This window comes from Bordetella genomosp. 11 (assembly GCF_002261215.1).
In the GTDB taxonomy this organism is placed as follows: Bacteria; Pseudomonadota; Gammaproteobacteria; order Burkholderiales; family Burkholderiaceae_B; genus Bordetella_C.
Window position 1 is genome coordinate 4,672,280 of record NZ_NEVS01000004.1, and the last position, 26,227, is coordinate 4,698,506.

20 protein-coding genes are annotated in these 26,227 nt (G+C 66.0%); 9 read left to right on the top strand and 11 right to left on the bottom strand.

The annotated features are described in order from the left end of the window. Positions 1-5: 5 nt before the first annotated feature. On the bottom strand, positions 6-731 hold the full coding sequence (locus CAL28_RS28735; RefSeq protein ID WP_094844374.1) for a GntR family transcriptional regulator: 726 nt from the start codon (positions 729-731) through the stop codon (positions 6-8). A gap of 139 nt (positions 732-870) precedes the next feature. On the opposite strand from CAL28_RS28735, the gene CAL28_RS28740 reads away from it, so the two are divergent. From CAL28_RS28740 to CAL28_RS28750, 3 genes are read left to right on the top strand one after another with little or no spacing between them, the layout of a single operon-like run. Then, on the top strand, positions 871-2,019 hold the full coding sequence (locus CAL28_RS28740) for a mandelate racemase/muconate lactonizing enzyme family protein (RefSeq protein WP_094844916.1): 1,149 nt from the start codon (positions 871-873) through the stop codon (positions 2,017-2,019). A 4-nt stretch (positions 2,020-2,023) separates the two neighbouring features. Continuing rightward, positions 2,024-2,959: an NAD(P)-dependent oxidoreductase gene (locus CAL28_RS28745; protein ID WP_094844375.1), complete on the top strand. Its 936-nt coding sequence runs from the start codon at positions 2,024-2,026 to the stop codon at positions 2,957-2,959. A gap of 32 nt (positions 2,960-2,991) precedes the next feature. Continuing rightward, positions 2,992-3,954: a Bug family tripartite tricarboxylate transporter substrate binding protein gene (locus CAL28_RS28750; RefSeq protein ID WP_176464130.1), complete on the top strand. Its 963-nt coding sequence runs from the start codon at positions 2,992-2,994 to the stop codon at positions 3,952-3,954. A gap of 72 nt (positions 3,955-4,026) precedes the next feature. On the opposite strand, the gene dbpA is transcribed toward CAL28_RS28750, so the two are convergent. The 4 genes from dbpA to CAL28_RS28770 form a co-directional block, all read right to left on the bottom strand. After that, positions 4,027-5,415: an ATP-dependent RNA helicase DbpA gene (gene dbpA / locus CAL28_RS28755; protein ID WP_094844377.1), complete on the bottom strand. Its 1,389-nt coding sequence runs from the start codon at positions 5,413-5,415 to the stop codon at positions 4,027-4,029. Between the two features lie 155 nt (positions 5,416-5,570). Further along, positions 5,571-7,484, bottom strand: coding sequence for a B12-binding domain-containing radical SAM protein (locus CAL28_RS28760; RefSeq protein WP_254926263.1), 1,914 nt, complete (start codon positions 7,482-7,484; stop codon positions 5,571-5,573). A 152-nt stretch (positions 7,485-7,636) separates the two neighbouring features. After that, on the bottom strand, positions 7,637-8,149 hold the full coding sequence (ssb, locus tag CAL28_RS28765) for a single-stranded DNA-binding protein (RefSeq protein ID WP_094844378.1): 513 nt from the start codon (positions 8,147-8,149) through the stop codon (positions 7,637-7,639). Positions 8,150-8,385: 236 nt separating this feature from the next. After that, positions 8,386-9,570: an MFS transporter gene (locus CAL28_RS28770; RefSeq protein WP_094844379.1), complete on the bottom strand. Its 1,185-nt coding sequence runs from the start codon at positions 9,568-9,570 to the stop codon at positions 8,386-8,388. 110 nt (positions 9,571-9,680) lie between these two features. Between CAL28_RS28770 and uvrA the strand changes: the two genes are divergently transcribed. The 3 genes from uvrA (at position 9,681) to CAL28_RS28785 (ending at position 15,088) form a co-directional block, all read left to right on the top strand. Next, positions 9,681-12,578 carry an excinuclease ABC subunit UvrA gene (gene uvrA, locus CAL28_RS28775; RefSeq protein WP_094844380.1) on the top strand — a complete coding sequence of 966 codons (2,898 nt, stop codon included), beginning with the start codon at positions 9,681-9,683 and terminating at the stop codon, positions 12,576-12,578. Positions 12,579-12,739: 161 nt separating this feature from the next. Next, positions 12,740-13,405, top strand: coding sequence for a glutathione S-transferase family protein (locus tag CAL28_RS28780; RefSeq protein WP_094844381.1), 666 nt, complete (start codon positions 12,740-12,742; stop codon positions 13,403-13,405). 183 nt (positions 13,406-13,588) lie between these two features. Further along, on the top strand, positions 13,589-15,088 hold the full coding sequence (locus tag CAL28_RS28785; RefSeq protein ID WP_094844382.1) for a DHA2 family efflux MFS transporter permease subunit: 1,500 nt from the start codon (positions 13,589-13,591) through the stop codon (positions 15,086-15,088). A gap of 125 nt (positions 15,089-15,213) precedes the next feature. On the opposite strand, the gene CAL28_RS28790 is transcribed toward CAL28_RS28785, so the two are convergent. From CAL28_RS28790 to CAL28_RS28800, 3 genes are read right to left on the bottom strand one after another with little or no spacing between them, the layout of a single operon-like run. Beyond that, positions 15,214-16,347, bottom strand: coding sequence for a deoxyguanosinetriphosphate triphosphohydrolase (locus CAL28_RS28790; protein ID WP_094844383.1), 1,134 nt, complete (start codon positions 16,345-16,347; stop codon positions 15,214-15,216). Between the two features lie 47 nt (positions 16,348-16,394). Continuing rightward, positions 16,395-17,471 (bottom strand): 3-dehydroquinate synthase, encoded by a 1,077-nt coding sequence (gene aroB / locus CAL28_RS28795; RefSeq protein WP_094844384.1) that lies wholly within the window; start codon positions 17,469-17,471, stop codon positions 16,395-16,397. Beyond that, positions 17,468-18,094, bottom strand: coding sequence for a shikimate kinase (locus tag CAL28_RS28800; protein WP_094844385.1), 627 nt, complete (start codon positions 18,092-18,094; stop codon positions 17,468-17,470). Before CAL28_RS28800 ends, aroB begins: the two co-directional genes overlap by 4 nt. 114 nt (positions 18,095-18,208) lie before the next feature. Here CAL28_RS28800 and CAL28_RS28805 point away from each other — a divergent pair, with 114 nt between their 5' ends. Then, positions 18,209-20,647 carry a penicillin-binding protein 1A gene (locus tag CAL28_RS28805; RefSeq protein WP_094844386.1) on the top strand — a complete coding sequence of 813 codons (2,439 nt, stop codon included), beginning with the start codon at positions 18,209-18,211 and terminating at the stop codon, positions 20,645-20,647. A 39-nt stretch (positions 20,648-20,686) separates the two neighbouring features. Here the strand turns inward: CAL28_RS28805 and cyaY are convergent, their stop codons facing one another. Continuing rightward, on the bottom strand, positions 20,687-21,016 hold the full coding sequence (gene cyaY, locus CAL28_RS28810; protein ID WP_094844387.1) for an iron donor protein CyaY: 330 nt from the start codon (positions 21,014-21,016) through the stop codon (positions 20,687-20,689). Between cyaY and lptM the strand changes: the two genes are divergently transcribed. Both lptM and lysA read left to right on the top strand, forming a co-directional pair. Next, positions 20,967-21,275 (top strand): LPS translocon maturation chaperone LptM, encoded by a 309-nt coding sequence (lptM, locus tag CAL28_RS30145; RefSeq protein ID WP_254926264.1) that lies wholly within the window; start codon positions 20,967-20,969, stop codon positions 21,273-21,275. The genes cyaY and lptM overlap by 50 nt on opposite strands. Continuing rightward, the gene (lysA, locus tag CAL28_RS28820) at positions 21,272-22,564 is read left to right on the top strand and encodes a diaminopimelate decarboxylase (protein WP_440588425.1); all 1,293 of its coding nucleotides are present in this window, start codon (positions 21,272-21,274) and stop codon (positions 22,562-22,564) included. Before lptM ends, lysA begins: the two co-directional genes overlap by 4 nt. Before the next feature lie 102 nt (positions 22,565-22,666). On the opposite strand, the gene ccsB is transcribed toward lysA, so the two are convergent. Together ccsB and CAL28_RS28830 are read right to left on the bottom strand one after the other, a co-directional pair. Then, positions 22,667-23,956 (bottom strand): c-type cytochrome biogenesis protein CcsB, encoded by a 1,290-nt coding sequence (gene ccsB / locus CAL28_RS28825; RefSeq protein ID WP_440588451.1) that lies wholly within the window; start codon positions 23,954-23,956, stop codon positions 22,667-22,669. Positions 23,957-24,019: 63 nt separating this feature from the next. Next, positions 24,020-26,023 (bottom strand): cytochrome c biogenesis protein ResB, encoded by a 2,004-nt coding sequence (locus CAL28_RS28830; protein ID WP_094844919.1) that lies wholly within the window; start codon positions 26,021-26,023, stop codon positions 24,020-24,022. Between the last annotated feature and the right edge of the window lie 204 nt (positions 26,024-26,227).

The following is a 26,227-nucleotide window of genomic DNA, read 5'->3' on the forward strand; positions in this document are numbered from 1 at the left end:
GGACCTCAAGCCTTCAGATCGATCTCGAGCCGGATCGCGTCGCCGCGATAGATCACCTCCGCGTAATAGATGACCTCGCCCGCCGCGTCGTGGAAGATGCGAGCCACATGCGCCACCGGAGCATCCTTGGCGATGTGCAACAGCGACGCGGTCTCGGCGTCCGCCGTGCCGATGGTCAAGGTCTGGTGCGCACGCGCGATTTGCACGCCCGGCAGCTCCAACATGACCGGTATCACTGCACGCGAGCGGAATTTCTCCGGCGCCAGGGTGAAAACCGATTGCGCCACATACAGGGCGATCACGCAGTACGCACGGCCATCGTTCATGTGCAGACGGCGCATGTAGGCGTAGCCCTCTTCCCGGCCACCGCCCACCGGCAGGGGACGTGGGGTTTCATCGATGGCCAGGATCACCGGCGCCAGGCTGCGGTAGGTATCCCCCAATTCACGCAAAGAGCTTTCCAGCGGCGCGGTCCGGATGGGTCGTACGGTCTCGGCCACAAATGTCCCCTGGCCACGATGGCTGGCCAGCAACCCTTCGGCGACCAGCAGTTGCACGGCCTGCCGGGCAGTAAGCCGGGCCACATCGAAAGTCTCCGCCAACTGCTGTAGCGAAGGTAAGGCGTGCCCCGCGGGCCACTCGCCTTTTTCGATGCGGCGGCGCAATTGGTCCGCGACGGCAACATAGCGTGGAATCGGGCCGGCCGGGAGGGTTTGACGGTGTACAGACATATATAAGTCTAGTATTATGTACTTTTAGATTTAATGGCAATGATTTTGCGCCATTTTTCTTCGGTCGATGTCTGCCGGCACGGATTGTTTCAATCGCCCGCCCATCGACCGCGCTTCATCCAGGATCAATCCGCCGCACATGATTCAAGACCGTCCCTTCCAAGTCGCCAAGCTGGAAACCTTCGTTCTGCGCGCGCCCGCGGAGCCTCCGGTGCGTACCTCTTTCGGCATCATGCACGATCGCCCCGCGGTCCTGGTGCGCGTCACCGATACGGAAGGACATCATGGCTGGGGCGAAGTATGGTGCAATTTCCCGGCCGTCGGCGCCGAACACCGCGCGCGTCTGGTCGACACCTGCATACGCCCCCTGCTGTGCGGCCGTACTTGGTCGACGCCGCTCGAATGCTTCCAGTCGCTGAGCGACAGCGTGCGCATTTTAGCGATCCAGTCCGGCGAACCGGGCCCGCTCGCTCATGCCATCGCGGGCGTCGACACGGCGATCTGGGACATGGCGGCGCGCCGCGCGGGGCTACCCTTATGGAAGCTGCTCGATCCGCAGGGCGGCGCGACGATTTCGGTGTACACCTCCGGCATCAATCCGGAACATCCGGAGCGGGTCGCCGAGGCCAAGGCGCGTGAAGGCTATACCGCGTTCAAATTGAAGGTGGGTTTTGGCGATCGGCGCGATGAAGACAATGTTCGCGCACTGCGCGATGCCATGGGGCCGGATGCCACCCTGATGGTCGACGCCAACCAGGCATGGACGCAGCCGCAAGCCGAAACGATGGCGCAAAAGCTGGCCGCCTATCGCCTGGAATGGCTGGAAGAACCCCTGCCCGCGGATACGCCTTGGGACACCTGGCGTGCCTTGACCGATAAGGCGCCCCTGCGCATCGCCGCCGGCGAGAACCTGCGCGGCGCCGATGCATTCGATGCGGGCATAAAGCAAGGGGGATTGGCGGTCATCCAGCCGGACCTCGGCAAATGGGGAGGCTTCAGCGCCTGCCTGCCCGTGGCCCGCGCCGTCCTGGAACAGGATCGCTGGTTCTGCCCGCATTGGCTGGGCGGAGGCATCGGCTTGACCGCCTCCATGCATCTGAAGGCCGCGGTCGGCGGGCCGGGCTATGTGGAAGTGGACTCCAACACCAACCCGTTGCGCGATCTGCTGATGCCGGAAGGACATGGCGTGAAGAACGGCAAGGTGACATTGCCGGACACCCCCGGACTGGGAGTCGCGCCGCCGCTGGATCGGCTGGCGCCCTACGTCGTCGCGGCGTACGGGGCCTGACACCATGACCGCGCAAAAGATCGTCATTTCGGAATTCATGGATGAAGGCGCCGTAAAGCGCCTGTCCGCCACGTTCCACACCACCTATCAGCCCGACCTGTGCGAGCGGCCGGACGAACTGGCCGCGCTGCTCGCGGATGCCGACGCGCTGATCGTCCGCAACCGTACGCAGGTCAATGCGGCGCTGCTGGCCGGGCAAACCCGCCTGAAGGCGGTCGGCCGCCTGGGCGTAGGCTTGGAAAATATCGATCTGAATCATTGCCGACAACAGGGCATCGATGTATTCCCCGCGGTCGGCGCGAACGCCAGCGCCGTCGCCGAATACGTCATCTGCACCGCCATGATGCTGCTGCGCGGCGACGCCTACCTTTCTACCGACGAGGTCGCCCGGGGGACCTGGCCTCGCGCACGCCTGGTGGCGGGCCGAGAAATCGCCGGCAAGACGCTGGGCATCGTCGGCCTGGGCTCGGTGGGCCGGATCACCGCCGCGCTGGCGCGCGCGGTGGGCATGCAGGTATGCGCCCATGATGCCGTACTGGACGCCGCGCATGACGCATGGCGGGACGTCATCCGCCATGCCGACCTCGACACCTTGATGCGCGAGAGCGATGTCGTATCCGTGCACGTGCCGCTAATGGATGCGACGCGCGATCTGATCGACGCTCGCCGCCTGGCCCTGATGCCGCGCCACGCCATATTGGTCAACGTCGCTCGCGGCGGCGTCGTCAATGAAGCCGCGCTGGCCGAAACGCTGCGTCGCGGCGGCATCGCCGGCGCAGCCGTCGATGTTTTCGAAACCGAACCCCTGACCGCGGACTCCGTCTTCGCGGGCATACCCAACTTGGTCCTGACGCCCCATATCGCGGGCGTCACGGCCGAGTCCAACGTACGAGTGTCATACGCCGTCGCGGACGCCATCGCGCAAAGACTGCGCGCATAGGCCTACCGGCATCCTGAGAGGAGATGTACAAAATGAAGATTGCTGCATGGTTTGCCAGTTGCCTGTTGGCCCTGGGCGCGATTTCCGGTGCCCAGGCTGCCGACTGGCCGGATAAGCCGGTCAACCTGATCGTGCCCTACCCGGCTGGCGGCGGTGTGGATCCTGTCGCCCGCCTGATCGGACAGAAGCTATCCGAACGCTGGGGCCAGCCCGTCATCGTGCAGAACAAGGCTGGCGCCAGCGGTTCCATCGGCGCGGCCTATGTCGCGCGGTCCAAGCCCGATGGGCTGACCATCATGATGTCGGCGACCGCCGAAGTGGTGATAAACCAGTACATCATGCAGCAGATGCCCTACGACCCGGAAAAGGATCTGGTTCCGGTCACCTTGGCGGTCCGTCTGCCGTTCGTGCTGGTAACGCAACCCAATGCGCCCTACTCCAACGTGGCGGAGCTGATGGCTTACGCCAAAAAGCATCCCAACACCCTGACCTACGCATCCTCGGGCAACGGCACGCCGCAGCATCTTGCCGCGGTCCTGCTGGAACAGCTGGGCGGCGTGAAGCTGACGCATATCCCCTACAAGGGCGTCGCGCCTTCCATCAGCGCGCTGCTGGCCGGCGAAGTGAACATCGGTTTCGTCGGTTTGCCCACCGGCCTGCCGCACATCCAATCCGGCCAGTTGAAGGCTTTGGCGGTATCGGGCGCCACAGCGGCGGCCGCGGCGCCGAGCATTCCCCCCGTTGCCCAGACACAGGGACTGGAAAAATTCGACCTGACCCAATGGTTTGGCGTGTTCGTGCCGGCGGGCACGCCGGATGACGTCGTCCAGCGCATCCAGCAGGACGTCGCCGCGGTTCTGCAGATGCCGGACGTGCGCAAGGTACTGGTCGCCCAGGGCGCGGAACCCAGCGGCATGCCTACCGCGGAATTCCGCGCCTTCGTGGAAAAGGAACGCAAGAAATTCGCGGATATCGTGAAGGCGGGCAATCTGTAGGCGTTCCGACGCCTATCCTGGGCGCTTCCGACCGGGGTTCGGTTGCGCTCTTCATGCGGTACCGGCGCGCAGTCAGAACTCTTCCAGAAACCGCATGCGGAACCGGCGGCCCTTGATATTGCTGTTCGAGATGCGCCCGAACGCCTGCTTGGCGATCCGCCGGTCCAGGGCCACATAGGCGTTGAACTCGGTGATGTTGATCTTGCCAACCTGCTCGCGCGTCAGGCCGCCATCCCCGGTTAGCGCGCCCAGCAGGTCGCCGGGACGCAGCTTGTCCTTCTTGCCGCCCTGGATGTTCAAGGTGACCATGGGCGCGTGCAAGGGGCGATCGGATCCCGGTCGCAGCGACTTCAGATCGGCCCATTTCAACGGCGCGCCCTGGTATTGCTCTATCAGGGTGGCCCAGCGCATTTCCTCGGGCGATACCAGGCTCAGCGCCAGCCCCTTCTGCTCGCCACGGCCGCTACGGCCGATGCGGTGGACATGAACCTCGGTATCCTTGGTCACGTCCACATTGATGACGGCGCCCAGGTTCTGGATATCCAACCCGCGAGCCGCCACATCGGTCGCCACCAGGACGGCGCAGCTCTGGTTGGCGAACTGGATCAGGATTTCATCGCGATCCCGCTGTTCCAGGTCACCGTTCAGCGCCTGGGCGCTGATCCCTTTTGTCCGCAGGCGTTCCACCAGGTCGTGGCTGCGGACCTTGGTATTGCAGAATGCCAGCGTGGACACCGGCTGGAAATGCGCCAGCAACGCGGCCACGGCGTCCAGCCTTGCGCCTTCATCGACCTCGTAGAAAACCTGCTCGATGCGGCTGGCATCATGCTGGGACTCGACCTTGATTTCCGCCGGGTTGCGCAGGAATCGGGCGCTGAGCTTGCGGATGTTGTCGGGATAGGTCGCCGAGAACAGCAGCGTCTGGCGCTTGGCGGGGCAGTGCGCGGCGATCGCCACGATGTCGTCGTAGAAACCCATATCCACCATGCGATCGGCCTCGTCCAGCACCAGCGTATTCAAGCCGGACAAATCCAGGCTGCCACGCTCCAGGTGGTCCTGGACGCGGCCCGGCGTACCCACCACCAGATGGGCGCCCCGGGCAAGCGACTCCGCCTGCGGGCGCGCGGCCGCGCCGCCGCACAGCGTCAGCACCTTCACATTGGGAATCAGCCGGGCCAGCCGGCGCAGTTCCTGCGCGACCTGGTCGGCCAGTTCGCGCGTAGGGCACAACACCAGCGCTTGCGGCGCCAGGCGGCCGACGTCCAGGTTCTGCAGCACGCCCAAACCGAACGCCGCCGTCTTGCCGCTACCTGTCTTGGCTTGCGCGATCAGGTCGCGTCCTTCCAGGACAAGCGGCAGGCTCTGCGCCTGGATGGGCGTCATCTGCGTGAAACCGAGGCCTTGAAGGTTCTCCAGCAAGGAGGGGGCAAGGGGCAATGACGAAAAGGGAGCGTTGGTCACAATAGGGGTACGCGGAAAGGCCGTGGACAGGCTAGACCGACAGTGTATGCCTTCGCGTTGTTACGCCATGCGACGTTTCCTCGAAAGCCCCGCACGGGCCCGACGAACCCACACGCAACCCAAGCGGCGGGGACCGGACCATCCACCGGCCCGCGCTAGTCGCGCCGGCTCAGGGCGCGCCGGATCCGATTCGGCGCCACCGTCGTGCGCGGCACCTTGAACGGAAACCAGCCGCGTACGTCCTCATCCAGCCCGATGCCGTGCATGTAGTTGTAGATCGCCTTCTTCAACCCTTTGCCCAGGCTGTCGTGATCCACGCCCGTCGGGTCATGAAACCCGATATCGTTCTTCGCGAACGAAACCGGCGGCAGGGGCTGCAGCGTCACGCCGTATTCCTCGGGGTTCTTCCCGACCGGCGAATGCACCGTACAGGCAAAGCGGTGGAAAAAGCCGCTCTGAATGCAGTCGTTCTCGAACAACTGTCGCACGTACTCCAGGGCATCGACGGTATCCTGCACGGTCTGCGTGGGAAAGCCGTACATCAGATAGGCATGCACCAGGATGCCGGCATCCGTGAACGCGCGCGTCACCCGCGCCACCTGGTCGACGGACACGCCCTTCTTCATCAGGTTCAACAGGCGGTCCGACGCCACCTCCAGCCCGCCCGACACCGCGATGCAACCGCTATCGGCCAGCAGCTCGCACAACTCCGGCGTGAACGTTTTTTCGAAGCGGATGTTGCCCCACCACGAAATACCGGTGTTGCGCTCGATCAGTTCGGTCGCCAATGCCTTCAGCGATTTGGGGGGCGCGGCCTCGTCCACGAAGTGAAACCCCGTCTGCCCCGTCTCGCGCACGATGGCCTCGATGCGATCGGCCAGCACGGCGGCCGATGCGCCTTCGTAACGGCCGATATAGTCCAGGCTGACATCGCAGAAACTGCACTTCTTCCAATAGCAGCCGTGCGCCACCGTCAGCTTGTTCCAGCGCCCGTCGCTCCACAGCCGGTGCATCGGGTTCAGCATGTCCAGCAGCGACAGATAGCGATCCAGCGGCAGCCCGTCCCACGTGGGCGTTCCCACCTCCGCGAAGGCGATGTCGGGCTCCACCATGTTCACGTACCGCACCGCGCCCGTATCGGCATCGCGCACGAAGGTACGCACCAGGCGCTGGCGCGAACGCTTGCCCTGCACATGCTCCAGCAAGGCCAGCAAGGGGCGCTCGCCGGCATCCAGCGTAACGTAGTCGAAGTAATCGAACACGCGCGGGTCCTGCAGCTCGCGCAGTTCGGTATTGACGAAGCCGCCGCCCAGCACCGTGACGATGCGCGGATCCCGCGCCTTGATGGTTTGCGCGATACGGAAGGCCGCGTACACCGCGCCGGGGAATGGCACCGACAACAGCACCATCGTCGGCGCGTGGCGCGCCAGCGCTTCCAGCGTCAGCTCGCGCAGCGTATCGTCCACCAGGTTGGGCGGCGCCGCCAGCGCCTGAGCCAGGGGATCGAAGGTAGGCTGGCTGCCGGCCAGCGACTCCGCATAGCGCACGAACTCGAACCGCGCGTCGACGGCGTCGCGCACCACATCGGCCAGATCGTTCAGGTACAGGGTCGCCAGATGCTTGGCGCGATCATGCAAGCCCAGTGCGCCGAACGCCCAACCCAGCGGATCGCCGCCCTCTTCGTCCACATACACATCCAGGGAGCTGAAACGCGGCCCCTCGGGCAGGAAACTGCGGCCCACGATACGGTGCGCCAGCGTCGAATCGCGTCCCTGCAGAAAGGCAATCACCGGCCCTATCGTCGCCAGATAGCGCGCCCGCTGCGCCACGAAGGCCTGGATCGCCGGACTATGCTCGGGCGCCGGCATCGCGTCGACGCGCGCGCCGATCGCACGCAGGCCGTCGACAGACAACAGCCGCAACACCAGCGCCAGCGCCAGGTCCTCCTGGAACGACGCCACCCCGCGCGACCGCAGAAAACCGGTCAGGTAGGCAGTGGACGGATAAGGCGTATTCAGCTGCGTCATCGGCGGGATGACGGACAGCACGCGTGGGGACGGAAAGGACATGGGCCGTGGCGGGTTGGCCGGCGAGAGAACGAGAGGGTGATTATAGGGAGCCGGTCATACCCCCTGCCCGCGCGCCTGCCGATGGGCACAATGACAAACCCCCAGCAAGCGCCAGGCTTGCTGGGGGTTCTTACAAACACATAAGGCCGGGCCTAGAACGGAATATCGTCGTCCATATCCGTCAGATTCGCGGCCCCACCGCCCGCCGGCTGGCTGGCCGGGCGTTGCGGTGCGGGGCGCTGGGCCTGCTGGCGCGGCTGGCGCTGTTGCGGCGCGTCTTCGTAACCGCCGCCGCCACCGCCATAGCCGCCACCCTCGCCACCGCCTTCGCGGCCGCCCAGCATCTGCATCTGGTCGGCGACGATTTCGGTGCTGTAGCGGTCAGCGCCGGTGTCCTTGTCCTGCCACTTGCGCGTCTTCAGGCGGCCTTCGATGTAGACCGAGCGGCCCTTCTTCAGGTATTCGCCGGCGATCTCGGCCAGGCGGTTGTACATCACGACGCGGTGCCATTCGGTTTCTTCCCGCTTCTCGCCGGAATTCTTGTCCTTCCACTGCGACGTGGTGGCGACGGACAGGTTGCAGATGGCGCTGCCTTCGGGGCTGTAGCGCACTTCGGGATCGCGCCCGAGGTTGCCGACGAGGATGACTTTGTTGACAGATGCCATGTGCTGATTTCCCTAAGCTGCCGGGACTCGGATTGGTCCCTGGCAAGATGACTTCGTTTGAATGCGCGCAGCGCCGGATAGGATCAGGACCATCCCGCGCGCCGCCGTGGCGGGCCGGGATCGGAACGTCGGAAAGGACGCGCTGTCCGGCCTTGGCTGCGATACGGCAAGCTTACCGCACCTGCGGGCCGGAATTTTACTGATGGCTGACAAAAACGACGCGGTGCCCCGGGCCCTCAGGCCAGCGGCTTCAATCCCCAGCTGACCGCCAGCCAGGCCACGGACAACCCGGCCACCGCCAGGAAAACCGCGCCCGGCCCCGAGTGGGACGCCAGTATGCCCCCCACGGCGCCGCCGCAGAACAGGCCCGCGGCCTGCGAGGTGTTGTAGAACCCCAGCGCCAGCCCCTTGTACGCGGCCGGCGCGACACGCGACACCAGCGACGGCTGCAGGGCTTCCAGCACGTTGAACATCACGAAAAACAAGGTCAGCAGCGCCAGCATGGCGTGGAAACTGCCCTTGCCCCAGTCCATCAGCCCCAGCACCACGACCAACCCTGCCACCGCGCCGATCAGCGCCGCGCGGTGCGCCCGGTACCTTTCGGCCAGGAAGACCACCGGCACCATCAGCACGAACGACACCAGGATGACCGGCAGATAGACCTCCCAAAGGTCGTGCACATCCAGTCCGTCCAGCCTGGCCAGCAGGGAGGGAACGACGACGAACAGCGACACCTGGATAAGGTGCAGGCAGAACACGCCGAAATTCAGCCGCAGCAGGTCGCCGTGCAGGAAGACCTGCGACGGTTTGGCCCCGCGCATGGTGCGGTTGCTGCTCAAGGGCACCACCGGCACCCACCAGCGCGCCACGGCGAAACTGAGCACGCCCAGGCAGGTGATCGTCCAGAACAGCCCCGGCAAGCCCCACCAGCCCACCAGCAGCGGCGCGGCGATCAGGGATACCGCGAAGGAAACGCCGATGGAGGCCCCCACCATCGCCATGGCGCGGGTGCGCACCTCATCGCGGGTGGCATCGGCAATCCAGGCCGTAATGGCGGCGGAAATCGCCCCCGCGCCCTGGACGGCACGGCCGATGGTGATCCAGAAAACATTGGGGGACAGGGCGCACATCACGCTGCCGACCACGAACAGCGCCAGGCCCAGCAACACCACGGGACGGCGGCCCCAGCGGTCGGAAGCCAGGCCGAAGGGGATCTGCAGGATCGCCTGCGTCAGCCCGTAGATGCCCATCGCCAGGCCGACCTTGGCCGGGTCCGTACCGCCCGGCAAGCCGCGCGCGGCGACGGCGAACACTGGCAAAAGCAGGAACAGGCCCAACATACGACAGGCAAAAAGCCCGGCCAGGGCGATGCTGGTACGTCGTTCGGAAGGGGTCAGCTGAAGTCGGGGACGTGACGGCATTCGAGGAGTCGTGGGATGGCGGGGTTCGCCAATGGCCTGGCACGACCCCGAACAAGGATGAGTTCGGCGCGCTATAGTACCAAGTTGGCCTTTGAAACTGCTTAAACCCGATGGACGCGATACGCATTCGGGGTGCACGCACCCATAACCTGAAGAATGTCTCGCTGGATCTGCCTCGGCAGAAACTGGTGGTGATGACGGGTCTGTCCGGTTCGGGCAAATCTTCGCTCGCGTTCGACACACTATACGCGGAGGGCCAGCGGCGATACGTTGAAAGCCTTTCGGCCTACGCGCGGCAGTTCCTGCAACTCATGGACAAGCCGGATGTCGATCTGATCGAGGGCCTGTCCCCGGCGATTTCCATCGAGCAAAAGGCGGCGGGCCACAACCCGCGCTCGACGGTCGGCACCATCACGGAAATCCACGATTACCTGCGGCTGCTGTTCGCCCGCGTGGGCACCCCGTACTGCCCCGATCACGGCTTGCCGCTGCAGGCGCAAAGCGTCAGCCAGATGGTCGACACCGTGCTGGGCTGGCAGGCCGATACGCGGCTGGCGATACTCGCGCCGGTCGCCCGCGCGCGCAAAGGCAGCTTCGAGGACGAAGTCGCCAGCCTGCAGGCGCAGGGTTATGTGCGGCTGCGCGTGGACGGGCAAATGGTCGAAATCGACAGCATGCCGCCGCTGAAGAAAACGGAAAAGCACGACATCGATGTCGTGATCGACCGCCTGCGCGTGCGCGCCGAAAGCGGGCAGCGCCTGGCGGAAAGCTTCGAAACCGCGCTGGCGCTGGCCGACGGCCGCGTCGTGGCGCTGAATATGGACAACGAGCGCGAACAGGTGTTTTCCAGCCGCTATGCCTGTCCGGTATGCAGCCACAGCCTGCCCGAACTGGAACCGCGCCTGTTCAGCTTCAACAATCCGATGGGTGCCTGTCCCTCGTGCGACGGCATCGGCCAGGTCGGTTTTTTCGATCCCAAACGGGTGGTGGCGTTTCCGGAACTCAGCCTGGCGGCGGGCGCCATCCGTGGCTGGGACCGCCGCAACGCCTTCACGCATTCGCTGCTGACCAGCCTGGCGGCGCATTACGAATTCGATATCGAGGCGCCGTTCGAAAGCCTGCCCGACGCCGTGCGCGACAAGGTGCTGTACGGCTCCGGCGACGAGGAAATCGCCTTCGTCTATCTGAACGAAAAAGGCCGCAGCACGGTCAAGCGGCATGTCTTCGAAGGCGTCATCCCCAATCTGGAACGGCGCTGGAAGGAAACCGATTCCGCCACGGTGCGTGAAGAACTGGGCAAATACCGCAACATCAAGGTATGCCCGGACTGCCATGGCTCGCGCCTGCGCGCCGAAGCGCGCCACGTGTTGATCGGCGACGAAAAGCGCGACACCAGCGAACGCCGCGGCCTGGCCATCTACGAAGTGGAAGGCATGCCGCTGTCGGAATGCCTGCGCTGGTTCCAGGAACTTTCGCTGACGGGCGCCAAGCAGGAAATCGCGCAACGCATCGTGCGCGAGATCGAGGCGCGCCTGAGCTTCCTCAACAACGTGGGCCTGAACTACCTGTCGCTGGACCGCAGCGCGGACACCATATCGGGCGGCGAGGCCCAACGCATCCGGCTGGCCAGCCAGATCGGTTCGGGCCTGACGGGCGTCATGTACGTGCTGGACGAGCCCTCCATCGGCTTGCACCAGCGCGACAACGACCGGCTCATCGGCACCCTGCAGCATCTGCGCGACCTGGGCAACAGCGTGATCGTGGTGGAACACGACGAAGACATGATCCGCTCCGCCGACTGGGTGGTGGATATGGGCCCTGGCGCCGGCGAGCACGGCGGCCAGGTCGTCGCGCAGGGCACGCCCGCGCAGGTAGAGGACGACGCGCAATCGTTGACGGGGCAATACCTCAGCGGACGCCGCGCCATCCAGGTGCCGCAGCGCCGTCCCGTGGACGACGAATTGCCCTGGCTGGTGGTGGCGGGCGCCAGCGGCAACAACCTGAAGGACGTGGACCTGCGCGTGCCCGCCGGCCGGCTGGTCTGCGTGACCGGCGTGTCCGGCTCGGGTAAATCCACACTGATCAACGACACGCTGGCGGTGGCGGTATCGCGCCAGCTGCATCACGCGCAGACCGAACCGGCGCCCTTCGTCTCCCTGGAAGGCCTGGAACACTTCGACAAAATCATCAGCGTCGACCAAAGCCCCATCGGCCGCACGCCACGCAGCAATCCGGCGACCTACACCGGGCTGTTCACGCCCATCCGCGAACTGTTCGCCGGGGTCCCGGAAGCGCGGGCGCGCGGCTACGACCCGGGCCGCTTCAGCTTCAACGTCAAGGGCGGCCGCTGCGAAGCCTGCCAGGGCGACGGCGTGGTCAAGGTGGAAATGCACTTCCTGCCCGACATGTACGTGCCCTGCGACGTCTGCCAGGGCAAGCGCTACAACCGCGAAACCCTGGAAATCCGCTACCGGGGGCGCAATGTCAGCGAAGTGCTGGACCTGACGGTGGAACAGGCGCTGGAATATTTCGATTCGGTGCCGGCCATCTCGCGCAAGCTCCACACGCTGATGGACGTCGGGCTCTCTTACCTGCGCCTGGGCCAGAGCGCGACCACGCTGTCCGGCGGCGAAGCCCAGCGGGTCAAGCTGTCGCAGGAGCTGTCGCGACGCAGCACCGGACGCACGCTATATATCCTGGACGAACCGACGACCGGGCTGCATTTCCATGACATCGAACTGCTGCTGAAAGTATTGAACCAGCTGGTCGATGCCGGCAACACGGTACTGGTCATCGAGCACAACCTGGACGTCATCAAGACCGCGGACTGGATCATCGATATGGGTCCCGAAGGCGGCGACGGCGGCGGCCGCGTGGTGGCCCAGGGCACGCCGGAATCCGTCGCCGAGGCCCCGGACAGCCATACGGGCCATTACCTGCGGCGCGTGCTGGACGTCGCGCGGGGCACACCGCCGGCCGCGACGCCGCTGCGCCGGAAAGCCAAGTAGACTTCCAACTCACCGGGCAAAGCCGTTTCGCGTCCTGCCCCGGCGCGCCGGACGCGGCGCGGCGCACGATCGTGGCGCTCGCCGGGCGAAGCGGATTTCCCAGAACGTTCCGTGCGGGCGGACACGTCGCTGCAAACAAGCCGGACTATCCTGGAGCGCCTATGTACACCCTTCTGATCGGCAATAAAAACTATTCGTCGTGGTCGCTGCGGCCCTGGCTCGCGCTCAGCGCGGGCGGCATTCCGTTCAAGGAAGAAAAGCTGGCGCTGTACACGCCGGAATTCGCGGCGCGCCTGGCCCCCATTACCCCGGCCGGCACGGTGCCCGTGCTGCTGGACGGCGACTTCGCGATCTGGGATTCGCTGGCCATCTGCGAATACGTGGCGGAACGCCATCCGCAGGCGCGGCTGTGGCCGGCCGACCAGAAGGCCCGGGCCCGGGCGCGCGCGCTGGCGGCGCACATGCACAGCGGCTTCAGCGACCTGCGCAACGTCCTGCCCATGAACATCGAGGCGCTGCTGCCCGGCGTGACCATCACGCCGGCGGCGCAGCAGGACATCTCGCGCGTGCAGGCCATCTGGCAGGACACCCGGGCGGAATACGGAAAGGGCGGCCCCTTCCTGTTCGGCGGTTTCACCATCGCCGACGCCTTCTTCGCGCCGGTCGTCTCGCGCTTCATCACCTACGGTGTCACGGCGGCCGCGGGGCCGGTGCGGGAATACATGGACGCCGTGCTGTCCCTGCCCGCCATGCAGGCATGGATACGCGAGGCAAAGGCGGAAGGGCTGTTCGTGCCGCAGGACGAACCCTACCGCACGCAGCGGTAGGCCAGGGGCCTGCACCGGCGGGTGGAAAATTGCGGCGGCAACGCGCCGCAGGTCGGCCGGATGTCGAAATCCGGTCGAACCGATCGTCGTCATGGAAACGCGCCCGGTTTGCCGGGCGGCGCCTTGCCATCGATCCACCGTGCCCGGCCGGCACACGGTGCGCAATACAACCGGAGAAAACCCATGACACACGGCATCGAAGGCCGTAAACGTTGGTACGCCCTGACGGTGCTATGCCTGGGCGTGCTGATGATCGTGCTGGACACAACCATCGTGAACGTGGCGCTGCCCTCCATCCGCGCCGATTTGAGTTTCACGGAAACCTCGCTGGTATGGGTGGTCAACGCCTATATGCTGACCTTCGGCGGTTTCCTCCTGCTGGGCGGACGCCTGGGCGACCTGTATGGACACCGGCGCATGTTCCTGGCCGGCCTGGCATTCTTCACGGTAGCCTCGCTGGCCTGCGGCATGGCGCACACGCGCGAATTCCTGATCGGCGCACGCGCCGTGCAGGGATTGGGCGGCGCGGTCGTGTCGGCCGTATCCCTCTCGCTGGTGATGAACCTGTTCACCGAACCGGCGGAGCGCGCCAAGGCCATGGGGATCTACGGCTTCGTTTGCGCGGGCGGCGGCAGCATCGGCGTACTGCTGGGCGGGCTGCTCACATCCACCCTCAGCTGGCACTGGATCTTCCTGGTCAACCTGCCTATCGGCGTGGCGGTGTACGCGCTGTGCCTGGCGCTGATTCCGCGAGGCCGCGGCCTGGCCGCGGAAGGTCCGCTGGACATCGGCGGCGCGGTCACCATCACGGCGGCCCTGATGCTGGCGGTCTATGCCGTCGTCAACGGCAACACGGCGGGATGGGGCTCCCCGCAATCCATCACCATGCTGGCATCGGCGGTGGTCCTTCTGGCGCTGTTCCTCGTCATCGAATCCCGCGTGCGCGCGCCGCTCGTGCCGCTGCGCCTGTTCCGCCTGCGCAACCTGGCAATTTCCAACATCGTCGGCGTGCTGTGGGCGGCCGCGATGTTCGCCTGGTTTTTTATCTCCGCGCTGTATCTGCAATTGGTACTGGGCTACGACGCCATGAAGGTCGGCCTGTCCTTCCTGCCGGCCAACCTCATCATGGCGGCGTTCTCACTGGGGCTATCGGCACGGCTGGTCATGCGCTTCGGCATCCGGGCGCCGCTGGGCATCGGCCTGCTGATCGCCGCCGTCGGCCTGGTGCTGTTCGGCTACGCCCCCGCGCAGGGAAGTTTCGTCCTGCACGTGCTGCCGGGGATGCTATTGCTGGGCCTGGGGGCGGGCATCGCCTTCAATCCCGTTCTGCTGGCGGCGATGAGCGACGTGCAGCCCAGCGAATCCGGCCTGGCATCGGGCATCGTCAATACCTCTTTCATGATGGGCGGATCGCTGGGCCTGGCGGTACTGGTCAGCCTGGCCGCGGCGCGCACCGGCATGGCGCAGGCCGCGGGCACGGCCCCGGCCATCGCGCTGAACCAGGGATACCAGCTCGCCTTCCTGTGCGGCGCGGCATTTGCGCTGGCGGCCGCGATCCTGGGCGGATGCTGGCTGCGCACGCGCCTGCAGGCGGATCACGGCGAACGTGCGGAGCACGCAGAGCGCGGGGACCACGGTTCGACCGCGGAAACGCTGCCGCAGGGTTCCGGCTCGCATCGCTGAGGGACCCGGGATGCACCGATAGCGCGCCGGCAGCAACACCGAGGCGCGGAAGCCGGCGCAGGCCCGGGCAGACCCGCACATGACACGACGCACCGGTCCCGGCGGGCCTCTGGCGCCCACGCGGGCTAGGACATATCGAACAGCCGCTTGTGCTCGCGCATCGCGTAGCGGTCCGTCATGCCGGCGATGTAGTCGGCGATCGCGCGGGCCTGTCCGTCGCGCCGCTGGTAATCGGGCGGCAGCAAACGGGGATCCGACAAAAACGCGGTGAACAGGTCCCGCACGATGCGCCGCGCCTTGGATGTCATGCGCATCACGCGGAAATGCCGGTACAGGTTTTCGAACAGGAAGCGCTTCAACTCGTCCGCTTCGGCGCGGGTCTCTTCGGAGAATCCCACCAGCGCCGGCGCCTCGCGCACATCCTCCACGCTCCCGGGCCGATGCTGCGCGATGCGGGCCGCGGTGTGCGTGGTCAGGTCGACAATCAGCGTATTGATCATGCGCCGGATGGTCTCGGCGATCATGCGCCGCTGCGAGACATCCGGATACTGCGCGACAACCGCGTCGTAATGGCGCGCGAAGAAGCGGACCTGCCGCAGCTGCTCCACGGTGACCAGCCCGGAACGCAGGCCGTCGTCGATGTCGTGGTTGTTGTAGGCGACTTCATCCGCCAGGTTGGCCAGCTGGGCTTCCAGCGACGGGCGCCGCCTGCGGATGAAGCGCTCGCCGACGGCACCCAGCTGCCGCGCATGGGCCAGCGAGCAATGCTTGAGTATGCCTTCGCGCGTTTCGAAGCACAGGTTCAGGCCATTGAAGGCCGCGTAGCGTTCTTCCAGCTCATCGACCACGCGCAGGCTTTGCAGGTTATGTTCGAAGCCGCCGGCGCCGGGCGCCAGCTCGTGCATGCAGGCGTTCAGTTCATCCTGGCCGGCGTGGCCGAAAGGCGTGTGGCCCAGGTCATGGGCCAACGAGATGGCCTCGGTCAGTTCCTCGTTCACGCGCAGGCTGCGGGCCAGCGTGCGCGCGATCTGCGCGACTTCCAGGCTGTGCGTCAGCCGCGTGCGGAAAAGATCGCCCTCGTGGTTGATGAAGACCTGGGTCTTGTATTCCAGGCGGCGGAACGCCGTGCAATGGATGATGCGGTCGCGATCGCGCTGGAATTCGCTGCGGTTCTGCGGCGGGGGTTCGGCATGCGCGCGACCCCGGCTGTGGAGGGGATTGGCGGCGTAGGCAGCCAGTATGTCCGCGACTGTGTTCATAGGGCGATCATGGTTGATTCCTGTCTATCGGACCCACGCCGGCACGATCAGCCGACGGTACGCGCCAGCACCCGCCGCACGGCGTCCTCCGGCGCGGCCCGGGTAATGGCCTGCCCGATACGTGGCGTCAGGACGAAGCGTATCTCGCCGCCTTCCGCTTTTTTGTCCACCCGCATCAAGGCCATCCAGCGTTCCGCGCCCAGGTCGGGGGCCGTGGTCGGGCAGCCGATGGCCTCGACCAGCTTCCTGACGCGGGCCACGTCCGCCACGGGGAAACCGGCCACTTCCGCCGACAGTTCCGCCGCTTGCACCATGCCGCAGCCCACCGCTTCGCCGTGCAGCCATGCGCCATAGCCCAGCCCGGACTCGATCGCGTGGCCGAAAGTGTGGCCCAGGTTCAGGATGGCGCGCAGGCCGGACTCGCGCTCGTCCTGCGCCACGACCTTGGCCTTCAGTTCGCACGACACCTGGATGGCATGTCCCAGCACGCGGCGATCCAGCGCGCGCAGCGACGTGGCATGTTCTTCGCACCACGCCCAGAAACCGGCGTCCAGGATCATGCCGTATTTGATGACTTCCGCCAGCCCGGCGGACACTTCGCGCGCCGGCAGGGTGGCCAGCACGTCGGTATCGATTTCGACCGCCACCGGCTGGTGGAAAGCGCCGACCATGTTCTTGCCCAGCGGATGGTTCACGCCGGTCTTGCCGCCGACCGACGAATCCACCTGCGCCAGCAGCGTGGTGGGCACCTGCACGAAGCGGATGCCGCGCATATAGACCGCCGCGGCGAACCCCGTCATATCGCCGATCACGCCGCCCCCCAGCGCCACCAGCACGGAACGCCGGTCGAAGCCGTTGGACAGCAGCGCGTCGAAGATCTGGTTCAGCGTGCGCCAGTCCTTGTGTTCCTCGCCATCGGGCAATTCGATGCGCACGACTTTGCGGCCTGTCCTGGCCAGGGCACGCTCGGCGCGCTCGGCATACAGGGACGCGACCGTGGGATTGGTGACGAGGCCTATGGCGGTGGCGTCGGCCGGGATGGCCTCGTCCAGGCAATCGAGCCGGCCCGGCGCGATACGTATGGGATAGCGGGCGCCGGGAACGGCGACGTCGACGACATTCATGTTTTCTTCTCGTAGGCCTGCAGTTTGGGCACCAGGTGCTTGACGAGGGTGCTGACGGGGATGCAGCCGGTCTCGATGGTCAGGTCGGCGACTTCCTGGTACAGCGGCTCGCGCCGCGCCAGCAGATCGCGCAACGTAGCGCGCGGATCGGCGGTGGCCAGCAGCGGCCGGTTGCGGTCGCGGCAGGTGCGGCGATACAGCTCATCCACACTGGCGCGCAGGTAGATGACGATGCCCTGGCGCCGCAACACGGCGCGGTTTTCTTCGGCCAGGATGGCGCCGCCCCCGGTGGCCAGCACGATGCCCCGCCGCGCGGCGCAGTTCGCCAGCGCGGCGGCTTCCCGCCGGCGGAAGCCCGCCTCGCCCTCGATCTCGAAGATCACCGGCACGCGTACCCCGCAGCGGGATTCGAGTTCGTGGTCCAGGTCGACGAACTCGCGGCCCAGCACGCGCGCCAGCGACCGGCCGATCGTGGTCTTGCCCGCGCCCATCATGCCGACCAGGAAAATCGGCGTGTCGTAAGGCAGGCTGGCCAGCGGCGTGGCGCAGTTGGCGGCGCAGGTGGCGGATTCGGGTTCGGCTGCCGGCGCGGCGGCCGCGCAATCGGGTTGGGACGCGTTCATAAAGCGTATTATCCCATTGGGATCAGTTGCCCGCGCGCCACACTGAACCACGCTGTTACAGAAACCGCGCGCACACCCGGATCGGGGGCGCGGGTTCCCCGTAAAATCGCGGCGATGAGCAAGCCCCAGACTCCTACTTCCAAGAAAGAAAAGCCCGATTCGAGCGGCTCCCCCTTTGTCCGTTTCTTCTTCAAGCTGGGCATTTTCTGCGCCGGACTGGCGGGCTGCGGCTTGCTGCTGGGCGGCATGGCCCTCGCCCTGGCCTGGCCGAACCTGCCCGACCTGCACGCGATGACGGACTACCGTCCGCGCATCCCGCTGCGGGTCTATACCGCCGACAAAGTGCTGATAGGCGAGTTCGGCGAAGAACGGCGCAACGTGCTGCGCTTCAACGAAATCCCCGACGTCATGAAGTCCGCCGTCCTGGCCGCGGAGGACGACCGTTTCTACCAGCATGGCGGCATCGACTGGGCCGGCGTGGTGCGGGCGGGGCTGACCAACCTGATCAGCATGTCGAAGTCGCAGGGCGCCAGCACCATCACGATGCAGGTGGCGCGCAACTTCTACCTGTCGTCCGAAAAGACCTACACCCGCAAGTTCTACGAACTGCTGCTGACGTTCAAGATCGAGTCCAGCCTGAGCAAGGACCAGATCCTCGAGCTATACATGAACCAGATCTATCTGGGACATCGCGCCTATGGCTTCGCCGCGGCGTCGCGCACCTACTTCGGCAAGCCGCTGTCGCAGATCACACCGGCGGAAGCCGCGATGCTGGCAGGCATCCCGAAGGCGCCGTCGCGCTTCAATCCCATTTCCAACCTGCCGCGCGCGGAAGTGCGCCAGCACTACGTTCTGGGCCGCATGCGCAGCCTGGGCTACCTGACGGACCCGGAATACCAAGAGGCGATGGCCCAGCCCATCGTCATCAAGTCGGCGGAAGGCACGCCGGCCGGGGGCTACTCCATCCATGGCGAGTACGTGGCCGAACTGGCGCGCCAGCTGCTCTATGGCGTGTACCAGGACAACGTCTACTCCCGCGGCATCAATATCTACACGACGGTCCAGTCCAAGGACCAGGAAGTCGCCTACCGGGCCGTGCGCGACGGCGTGCTGGACTACACCCGCCGCGCGCCTTACCCCGGCCCCGAAGCGCAGCTGGACCTGCCCGCCGGCGTCGAGAAAGATCCGCAAGCCCTGGACGATGTACTGGACGGCGTGCTGGACAAGTATTCCGACAGCGACGACCTGCTGGTGGCGGTGGTGCTGTCCGCCAGCCCCACTGAAATCAAAGTGGCGCGCAGTTCGCGCGAAGTCATCACCATCAACGACAAGAAAGTGCTGTCGGTGGTCGCGCGCGCCCTGAATCCCAAGGCCAAGGACGATCAGCGCATCCGCCGCGGTTCCGTGGTGTACATCCACAAGATCGGGCCGGACGATTGGGAAGTGTTGAACATGCCGTCGGTGCAGGCGGCCTTCGTCTCGCTGTCGCCGCAGGACGGCGGCATCCGCGCCATGGTGGGCGGCTTCGATTTCTACCGCGGCAACTTCAATCGTGTCACGCAGGCGTGGCGCCAGCCGGGCTCCAATATCAAGCCGTTCGTCTATTCGGCTGCCCTGGAACGCGGGCTGACGCCGGCCACGCAGATTTCCGACCAGCCGTTCGCGCTGAGCGCCGCGCAGACCGGATCCAAGGCATGGGCGCCCAAGAACTACGGCAACGAATACGAACCCATGCTGACCATGCGGCAGGGCTTGTACAAGTCCAAGAACATGGTTTCCATCCGCATCCTGCAGGCCATCGGCCCCGCGTATGCGCAGGATTACCTGACGCGCTTCGGTTTCGACAAATCGCGCCAGCCCGCCGTGCTGCCGCTGGCGCTGGGCGCCGGTTCGGTCACGCCGCTGCAACTGGCGGGCGCCTATTCTGTATTCGCCAACGGCGGCTACCGCATCACGCCCTACCTGATCGACCGGGTCACCGATAGCAGCGGCAAGGTCATCATGCAGTCCAAACCGCTGGTTGCCGGCGATTCGGCGGCGCGGGCCATCGATCCGCGCACCGCCTTCGTGATGGACGACATGCTGCGCGGCGTCGCCACCTACGGCACGGCGGCACGCGCCCGCGTCGTACTCAAGCGCAACGATATCGCGGGCAAGACCGGCACCACCAACGAATCCGTGGACGCCTGGTTCTCCGGCTATACCCCCAGCCTGGAAGCGACGGCGTGGCTGGGTTATGACCAGCCCAAGTCCCTGGGTTCGCGCGAGACCGGCGGCGGCGCGGCCCTGCCGATCTGGCTGACGTACATGCAGGAAATGCTCAAGGGCGTCCCGGAGCAGAAACAACGGCCCAGGCCTGATGGGCTGCTTGTCGACAACGGCGAATATTATTTCTCGGAGTTCCCGCCCGGCCAGGCCGTGGCGCGCCTGGGGCTGCCGGCGCCGGGCTCGGATAGCCTGGGCGATCTCCTGAATTCGCTGCGCGCGGCCAACAGCGACGGCAGGCCCGGCGGGACCAGTTTCGGCGAAGGATCCGTGCCCGGACAGCAATAGCCCCGGGCTCGCGCCACGGGCTATCGCACGTGGGGTGCGCTACACCTTGACGGTGATCGGCGCGCCCGCCGCGTCAGAACAGATCTGCGACAAGGCGTCGTGCAAGGGCGGCCCGCCGCGCGTATCCAGCCAGTGCTGGCCGTCGTAGCGGTAGTGAAAACCGCCGCTGCGCGCCGCCACCCAGATTTCCTGCATGGCGGCCTGGCTGTTGATGACGACGTGCGTATCGTCTTCGAAGACCAGGGTCAGTACATTGCCGCTGCGGTTGGCTTCCACGTCGACATCGAGCGACCCGGCCCAGTCGTCAGCCTGGCTTTCGATGCTGTCCAGCACCTGCTCCGCCAACGCAAGAAATTCGGTTTCGTTCATAATCCAATCTGCAAGAATTACGGAGTTCCCAGTGTCCCACCCGGCATACAGCCGTACCGCTCTACGCATTGTAGCCACGCTGGCTGCCGCCGCGTCGCTCGCGGCCTGCGGCTACAAGGGCCCGCTCATAGCACCGTCGCAGGCGCCCGTGCTCAAGCCCCCGCCCAAAGTCGTGGCGCCACTGACATTCCGTGCCGCACCCGGGGTTCGCCTGGTGCCGGCCCTTCCCGACTACCCGCCGTCCGCGACGCAACAATGAATCCTATCTCTTCCGCGCCGGCGCAGCCGGCCGGCTATCCGCATTTCCATTACCAGAACGGCGCCCTGCACGCGGAAGGCGTGCCCCTGCAGATGCTGGCGGAGCGCCTCGGCACGCCGCTATACGTGTATTCGCGCGCGGCGCTGCAGGCCGCCTGGGAATCGTACCGCGTCGCCGTCGCCGGGCGCGACGTCCTCGTGTGCTACGGCATGAAGGCTAATTCCAACCTGGCGGTGCTGAAGGAATTCGCCCGCCTGGGCGCCGGCTTCGACATCGTGTCCGGTGGCGAACTGCATCGCGTACTCGCGGTGGGGGCGGATCCGGCCAAGGTCGTATTTTCCGGGGTCGGCAAACAGGCCTGGGAGATGCGCAAGGCGCTCGAGGCGGACGTCAAGTGCTTCAACGTCGAATCCGAAGCCGAACTCCACTTGCTGTCGGACGTGGCGGTTTCCCTCGGCAAGACGGCCCGCGTGTCCCTGCGCGTGAATCCCGACGTGGATGCGGGCACCCACCCGTATATCTCGACGGGGCTGAAGGAAAACAAATTCGGCATCGCCATCGCCGACGCCCCGCGCGTCTACCGGGCCGCCGCGGCGCTGCCCGGGCTGCACGTCACCGGCGTCGATTGCCACATCGGCTCCCAGATCACGGATGTCGCGCCCTACCTGGACGCCCTCGATAAGCTGCTGGACCTGATCGACGGCTTGCGCGCCGCCGGCATCGCGATAGAGCACCTGGACCTGGGCGGCGGCCTGGGCATCCGCTATACCGACGAAACGCCCTTGCAGCCGGCCACGCTGCTGGGCCAGGTCTATGAACGCCTGGACGCGCGCGGCTGGGGCCATTTGAAGCTGATCATGGAACCCGGGCGCTCGCTGGTGGGCAATGCGGGTGTCCTGCTGACGACCGTGCAGTTCCTGAAGCACGCGGAAGCCCGCAATTTCGCCATTGTCGACGCCGCGATGAACGACCTCATCCGTCCGACCCTATACGATGCCTGGCACGGCGTGCTGCCCGTGCAGCCGCGCGGCGGCGCCACGCAGGAATATGACGTCGTCGGCCCGGTCTGCGAAAGCGGCGATTGGCTGGCCAGGCAGCGTGCCCTGGCGGTCGAGCGCGGCGACGTACTGGCCATCGAATCCACCGGCGCATACGGCATGGTCATGGCCGGCAACTACAACACGCGTCCGCGTCCCGCCGAAGTCATGGTCGACGGCACGGAATTCCATGTAATCCGCCAACGCGAAACGGTGCAAGACCTGCTGCGCGGGGAAACCACGTTGCCCTGAGTCCCCTCGGGGCCGGGCGGCACAGCGGTCCACGACACCCGAAAAGGCGTTCTTCCCAGGGAAGAACGCCTTTTTTCCTATGCGCGAAACCCGCCGCCCGGACTACAGCTGCCCGTAGGAATGCAGGCCCGACAGGAACATGTTCACGCCCAGGAAGGCGAACCCGGTGATCAACAGTCCGACCAGAGCCCAGTAGGCCGCCATCGCCCCACGCAAGCCCTTGATCAGGCGCATGTGCAGCCAGGCGGCGTAGTTCAGCCAGACGATAAGCGCCCAGGTTTCCTTCGGATCCCATTGCCAGTAGGCACCCCAGGCGTCGGCCGCCCACAGCGCGCCCAGGATGGTCGCCACGGTGAAAAAGGCGAAGCCGACGGTGATGGCGCGATACATGATGTCGTCCAGCACCGCCAGCGGCGGCAATGCCGCCGCCACGCGGCGCCGGCCCAGCAGGATGCCGCCGACGATGACCGCGCCCACGCCGAAATACTCCATCCATGCCGCCGACAAGCCCTTGGTGCGGAACACCATGGGTTCGGCGCACAGCAGCACGCCCAGGATGAACAAGGGGGCCAGCTTGCGCCAGGACGTCGTTTCGCCATGCTCTTTCACCAGGTAGGCGAAGCCCACCATGGCCGACAGCGAGAACGTGCCATAACCGATGAAATTCGCCGGCACGTGCAGCTTCATCCACCAGCTCTTGAGCGCCGGCACCAGCGGCTGGATCTGCGCGGCATCCCGGGTAAAGGCGTACCACAGCAGGAACATCACCGCCGAGGAAATCACCAGCAGCACGAAACCGCCCAGGGCGCGGGTTGCGTAGCGGCGCTCGTAGTACAGGTAGAAAAGCGCCGTGATCAGCGAAAACAGCACGAACACTTCGTACAGGTTGCTGACCGGGATATGGCCAAGGTCCGGGCCCATCAGATGGCTTTCGCGCCAGCGCACCAGCATGCCGGTCACGCCGGCGAATACCGCGCCCCACGTCAGCGCGGTGCCCAGCCAGGCGGCCGTCGGGCTGAACAGGCCCAGCCAGTAAGAGACCGTCGCCAGCACGAACAGCGCGCACATCCACAGGATGGCGGACTGCGAGGACAGCAGGTACTTCAGGAAAAACACGTCCTCGGCACGCCCGAGGTCATGCCCGTACAGCATCACCGCCAGTCCGCTGGCCAGCGCCGCGGCGATTATCAGCCGGCGCAGGGGGCGCCACAGCCAGCCCAGCCAGGTCAGCACCAGCACGGCGCCGCTCAGGATGACTTTCTCGTAATAATCCATGGAGCCGGCAAAGCGCGTCAGCGCATAACCCGCCCCCACGGCCAGCAGCAGGAAAAACACGGCATCGGTCCAGTCGGGACGACCGCGCCGGACGCGCGCGTCGCCGCTTTCGGCCATACCTTCCTGCCACAGATTCTCGTGCGCGGAGGAAATTGCGGATTCGGACATGAGCTTGCTACCTCACTGCTTCAGGCGCAGCAGCGCCTCTTTGAGCCGGTCGAATTCACGGTGGAAGTCCAGTGTACGCCGCTGGGATGTCATTGCCGCGTACACGGCGCTGCCGCGGCCTTCCGGGCCAGGGGCCACCCACACCCAGACACGGCGATCGCGGATGAAGAACATGCTGAACACGCCCAATATCAGCAGCAGGCAACCGATATAGACCGCCCTTTTGCCGGGCGTGCGGCTGACCTGGAACACGCTGGCCTGCACCTGCTTGAAATCCGACAGCGCGAAGAATACGGGCGCCGGATACATCGCCAGATCGGACAGCGCGGCCACCGCGACGCGCGACCAGACTTCGGCGCGTTCGGCGGCCGGGCCTTCGGTCGGCAGCGGTGGCAATCCCGCCCGCTCGCGCTCCATGACGCGCAGCTCGCCCACGCTGGCGCCAATCAGGCGCACCACGATATCGGCCGCGCGCTCCAGTTCGGATGCCGGCGCATTGCTCTGCAGGAAACCCGCCACCGCCTGCAGGCCGCCTTCGGAGAAGGTCTGCAGCGCACGTTCCGCGGCGGTCTCCAGCGGCTGGCGGTCGCTGCCCGCCGGGGCATTCTTTTCCGCGAAGCGGCGAGCCGCCTCCTTGCGCGCCTGCGGATCGGCCAGCAAGGCGCGCAGGCGCATGAATTCGGCGACGGAGTTGTCATCGTCCGCCGGCAGCCGCAGGTAGCGGTAGTTCTCGCCGGCATTGTTGCGCACGCCCGCCAGGAATACCGGAAAGCCGTCCAGCACCACCGGCAGCATGTAATTGCGGAACTCGTGCGCCTGGCCGCTGGCGTCGATCAGGCGGTATTCGACCGCCGGGCCCACGTTGCGCAGATGCTCGTTGCGCTTGCCCGCCGCGCTGCCGGCCACCGACGCGACGTTCTGGACGAAATCGCGGGCCGGCTTGGGCGCGCCGCCCGACAGGTCCTCGACGTTGATCGGACGCAGCGCCGTGATGTCCACCTTCAGGCCGCGCGCGTCGGCCGGGGCATCCTTGCCCGTATCGCTGCTCTTGCCCACGGTGCCCGACACCTCGAACGGCGCCGCATCGCCGCCGCGCAGCGGGTAGCCGCGCAACTGCACGGAACTGCCGCCATCGTCGAAACTGGACTGGTACACCGTGACGCCCTTGTAGCGCAGCGGCTCGTTGACTTCGATGGTCTTGTCGAAGGTCTTGCCGGTATCGGGGTCGCGCACCTCGACTTCGCTGGCGAAGCGGCTGGGCATGCCCGTCGAGTAGTAGTCGACGATGAACTTCTTCAGCGTCAGGGTAAAGGGGATCGGCTGCACCAGGGCGCCGTCGCCCACCATGACGACCGCGTTGTTCGCGCGTCCGCCTTCCGGAATCATCATGCTGGAGCGGAAGCTCGGGTTGTTCACCGACAGCCGGCCGCTGGGCGGCACCTCGCTGATCAGCATGTTCTCGACGATGGGCTTCTTGCCGCCCAGCCACACCTGCGCGCGTACCGCCAGCTCGCTATCGAGCAGGCCACCGACGCAAATCACGATCATCGCCGTGTGGGCAAAGATATAGCCGAGCCGGTTGGCGCTGCCTTTCTTGGCGGCCAGCAGCACGCCATCGCCATCCTGGCGCTCCTTGACCGCATAGCCCAGCGACTTCAGCAACTGGCGGGTGCGGCCCAGGGTATCCGCCGACGCCGCGCCGCTGTCGAACTCCACCCGCTGCGGAAAGGCGCGCAGGCTGGACACGCGCACATATTCGCGGAAGGACACCGCGTCGCGCAGCATCTTGGGCGCATTGCGCGTCAGGCACACCCCGGTGGAAACCACCAGGAATGACATGATGACCAGGAACCACCAGCTGTTGTAGACGTGCCAGAGGGAAAACTTGTCGAAGACGCCATACCAGAACGGCCCGAACTGGTCGATGTAGGCGGAAGATGCCTGGTTCTGCACCAGCACCGTGCCGACGATGCTGGCAATGCAGATGAACATCAGCAGGCTGACGGCGAAACGCATGGAGCCCAGGAGCTCCAGCATATCCCCGGGCAGGGAGCGCAGATCGTGGCGTAGGGTCGGGGGATTCTGATGCATGGGAAAAGGGGGCCGCCTGAACGACCGGGCGCCCCCTTGCTAGGGTCTTCGGGCCATCATAAGCGCTTCGCACTCATCGTGTCCGGGCGGGTGGCCCGATCTGGACAAGTATAGACAGGGCGCCCGCGC

Bases quoted from the DNA above. Each gene is read 5' to 3' on its own strand.
- CAL28_RS28770 (WP_094844379.1), bottom strand. From the start codon at position 9,570: ATGCCGTCACGTCCCCGACTTCAGCTGACCCCTTCCGAACGACGTACC.
- uvrA (WP_094844380.1), top strand. From the start codon at position 9,681: ATGGACGCGATACGCATTCGGGGTGCACGCACCCATAACCTGAAGAAT.
- CAL28_RS28750 (WP_176464130.1), top strand. From the start codon at position 2,992: ATGAAGATTGCTGCATGGTTTGCCAGTTGCCTGTTGGCCCTGGGCGCG.
- CAL28_RS28800 (WP_094844385.1), bottom strand. From the start codon at position 18,094: ATGAACGCGTCCCAACCCGATTGCGCGGCCGCCGCGCCGGCAGCCGAA.
- CAL28_RS28760 (WP_254926263.1), bottom strand. From the start codon at position 7,484: ATGTCCTTTCCGTCCCCACGCGTGCTGTCCGTCATCCCGCCGATGACG.
- lysA (WP_440588425.1), top strand. From the start codon at position 21,272: ATGAATCCTATCTCTTCCGCGCCGGCGCAGCCGGCCGGCTATCCGCAT.
- CAL28_RS28745 (WP_094844375.1), top strand. From the start codon at position 2,024: ATGACCGCGCAAAAGATCGTCATTTCGGAATTCATGGATGAAGGCGCC.
- aroB (WP_094844384.1), bottom strand. From the start codon at position 17,471: ATGAATGTCGTCGACGTCGCCGTTCCCGGCGCCCGCTATCCCATACGT.
- CAL28_RS28785 (WP_094844382.1), top strand. From the start codon at position 13,589: ATGACACACGGCATCGAAGGCCGTAAACGTTGGTACGCCCTGACGGTG.
- lptM (WP_254926264.1), top strand. From the start codon at position 20,967: ATGCTGTCCAGCACCTGCTCCGCCAACGCAAGAAATTCGGTTTCGTTC.
- CAL28_RS28780 (WP_094844381.1), top strand. From the start codon at position 12,740: ATGTACACCCTTCTGATCGGCAATAAAAACTATTCGTCGTGGTCGCTG.
- CAL28_RS28805 (WP_094844386.1), top strand. From the start codon at position 18,209: ATGAGCAAGCCCCAGACTCCTACTTCCAAGAAAGAAAAGCCCGATTCG.
- CAL28_RS28830 (WP_094844919.1), bottom strand. From the start codon at position 26,023: ATGCGTTTCGCCGTCAGCCTGCTGATGTTCATCTGCATTGCCAGCATC.
- cyaY (WP_094844387.1), bottom strand. From the start codon at position 21,016: ATGAACGAAACCGAATTTCTTGCGTTGGCGGAGCAGGTGCTGGACAGC.
- ccsB (WP_440588451.1), bottom strand. From the start codon at position 23,956: ATGGCCGAAAGCGGCGACGCGCGCGTCCGGCGCGGTCGTCCCGACTGG.
- CAL28_RS28790 (WP_094844383.1), bottom strand. From the start codon at position 16,347: ATGAACACAGTCGCGGACATACTGGCTGCCTACGCCGCCAATCCCCTC.
- CAL28_RS28735 (WP_094844374.1), bottom strand. From the start codon at position 731: ATGTCTGTACACCGTCAAACCCTCCCGGCCGGCCCGATTCCACGCTAT.
- ssb (WP_094844378.1), bottom strand. From the start codon at position 8,149: ATGGCATCTGTCAACAAAGTCATCCTCGTCGGCAACCTCGGGCGCGAT.
- CAL28_RS28740 (WP_094844916.1), top strand. From the start codon at position 871: ATGATTCAAGACCGTCCCTTCCAAGTCGCCAAGCTGGAAACCTTCGTT.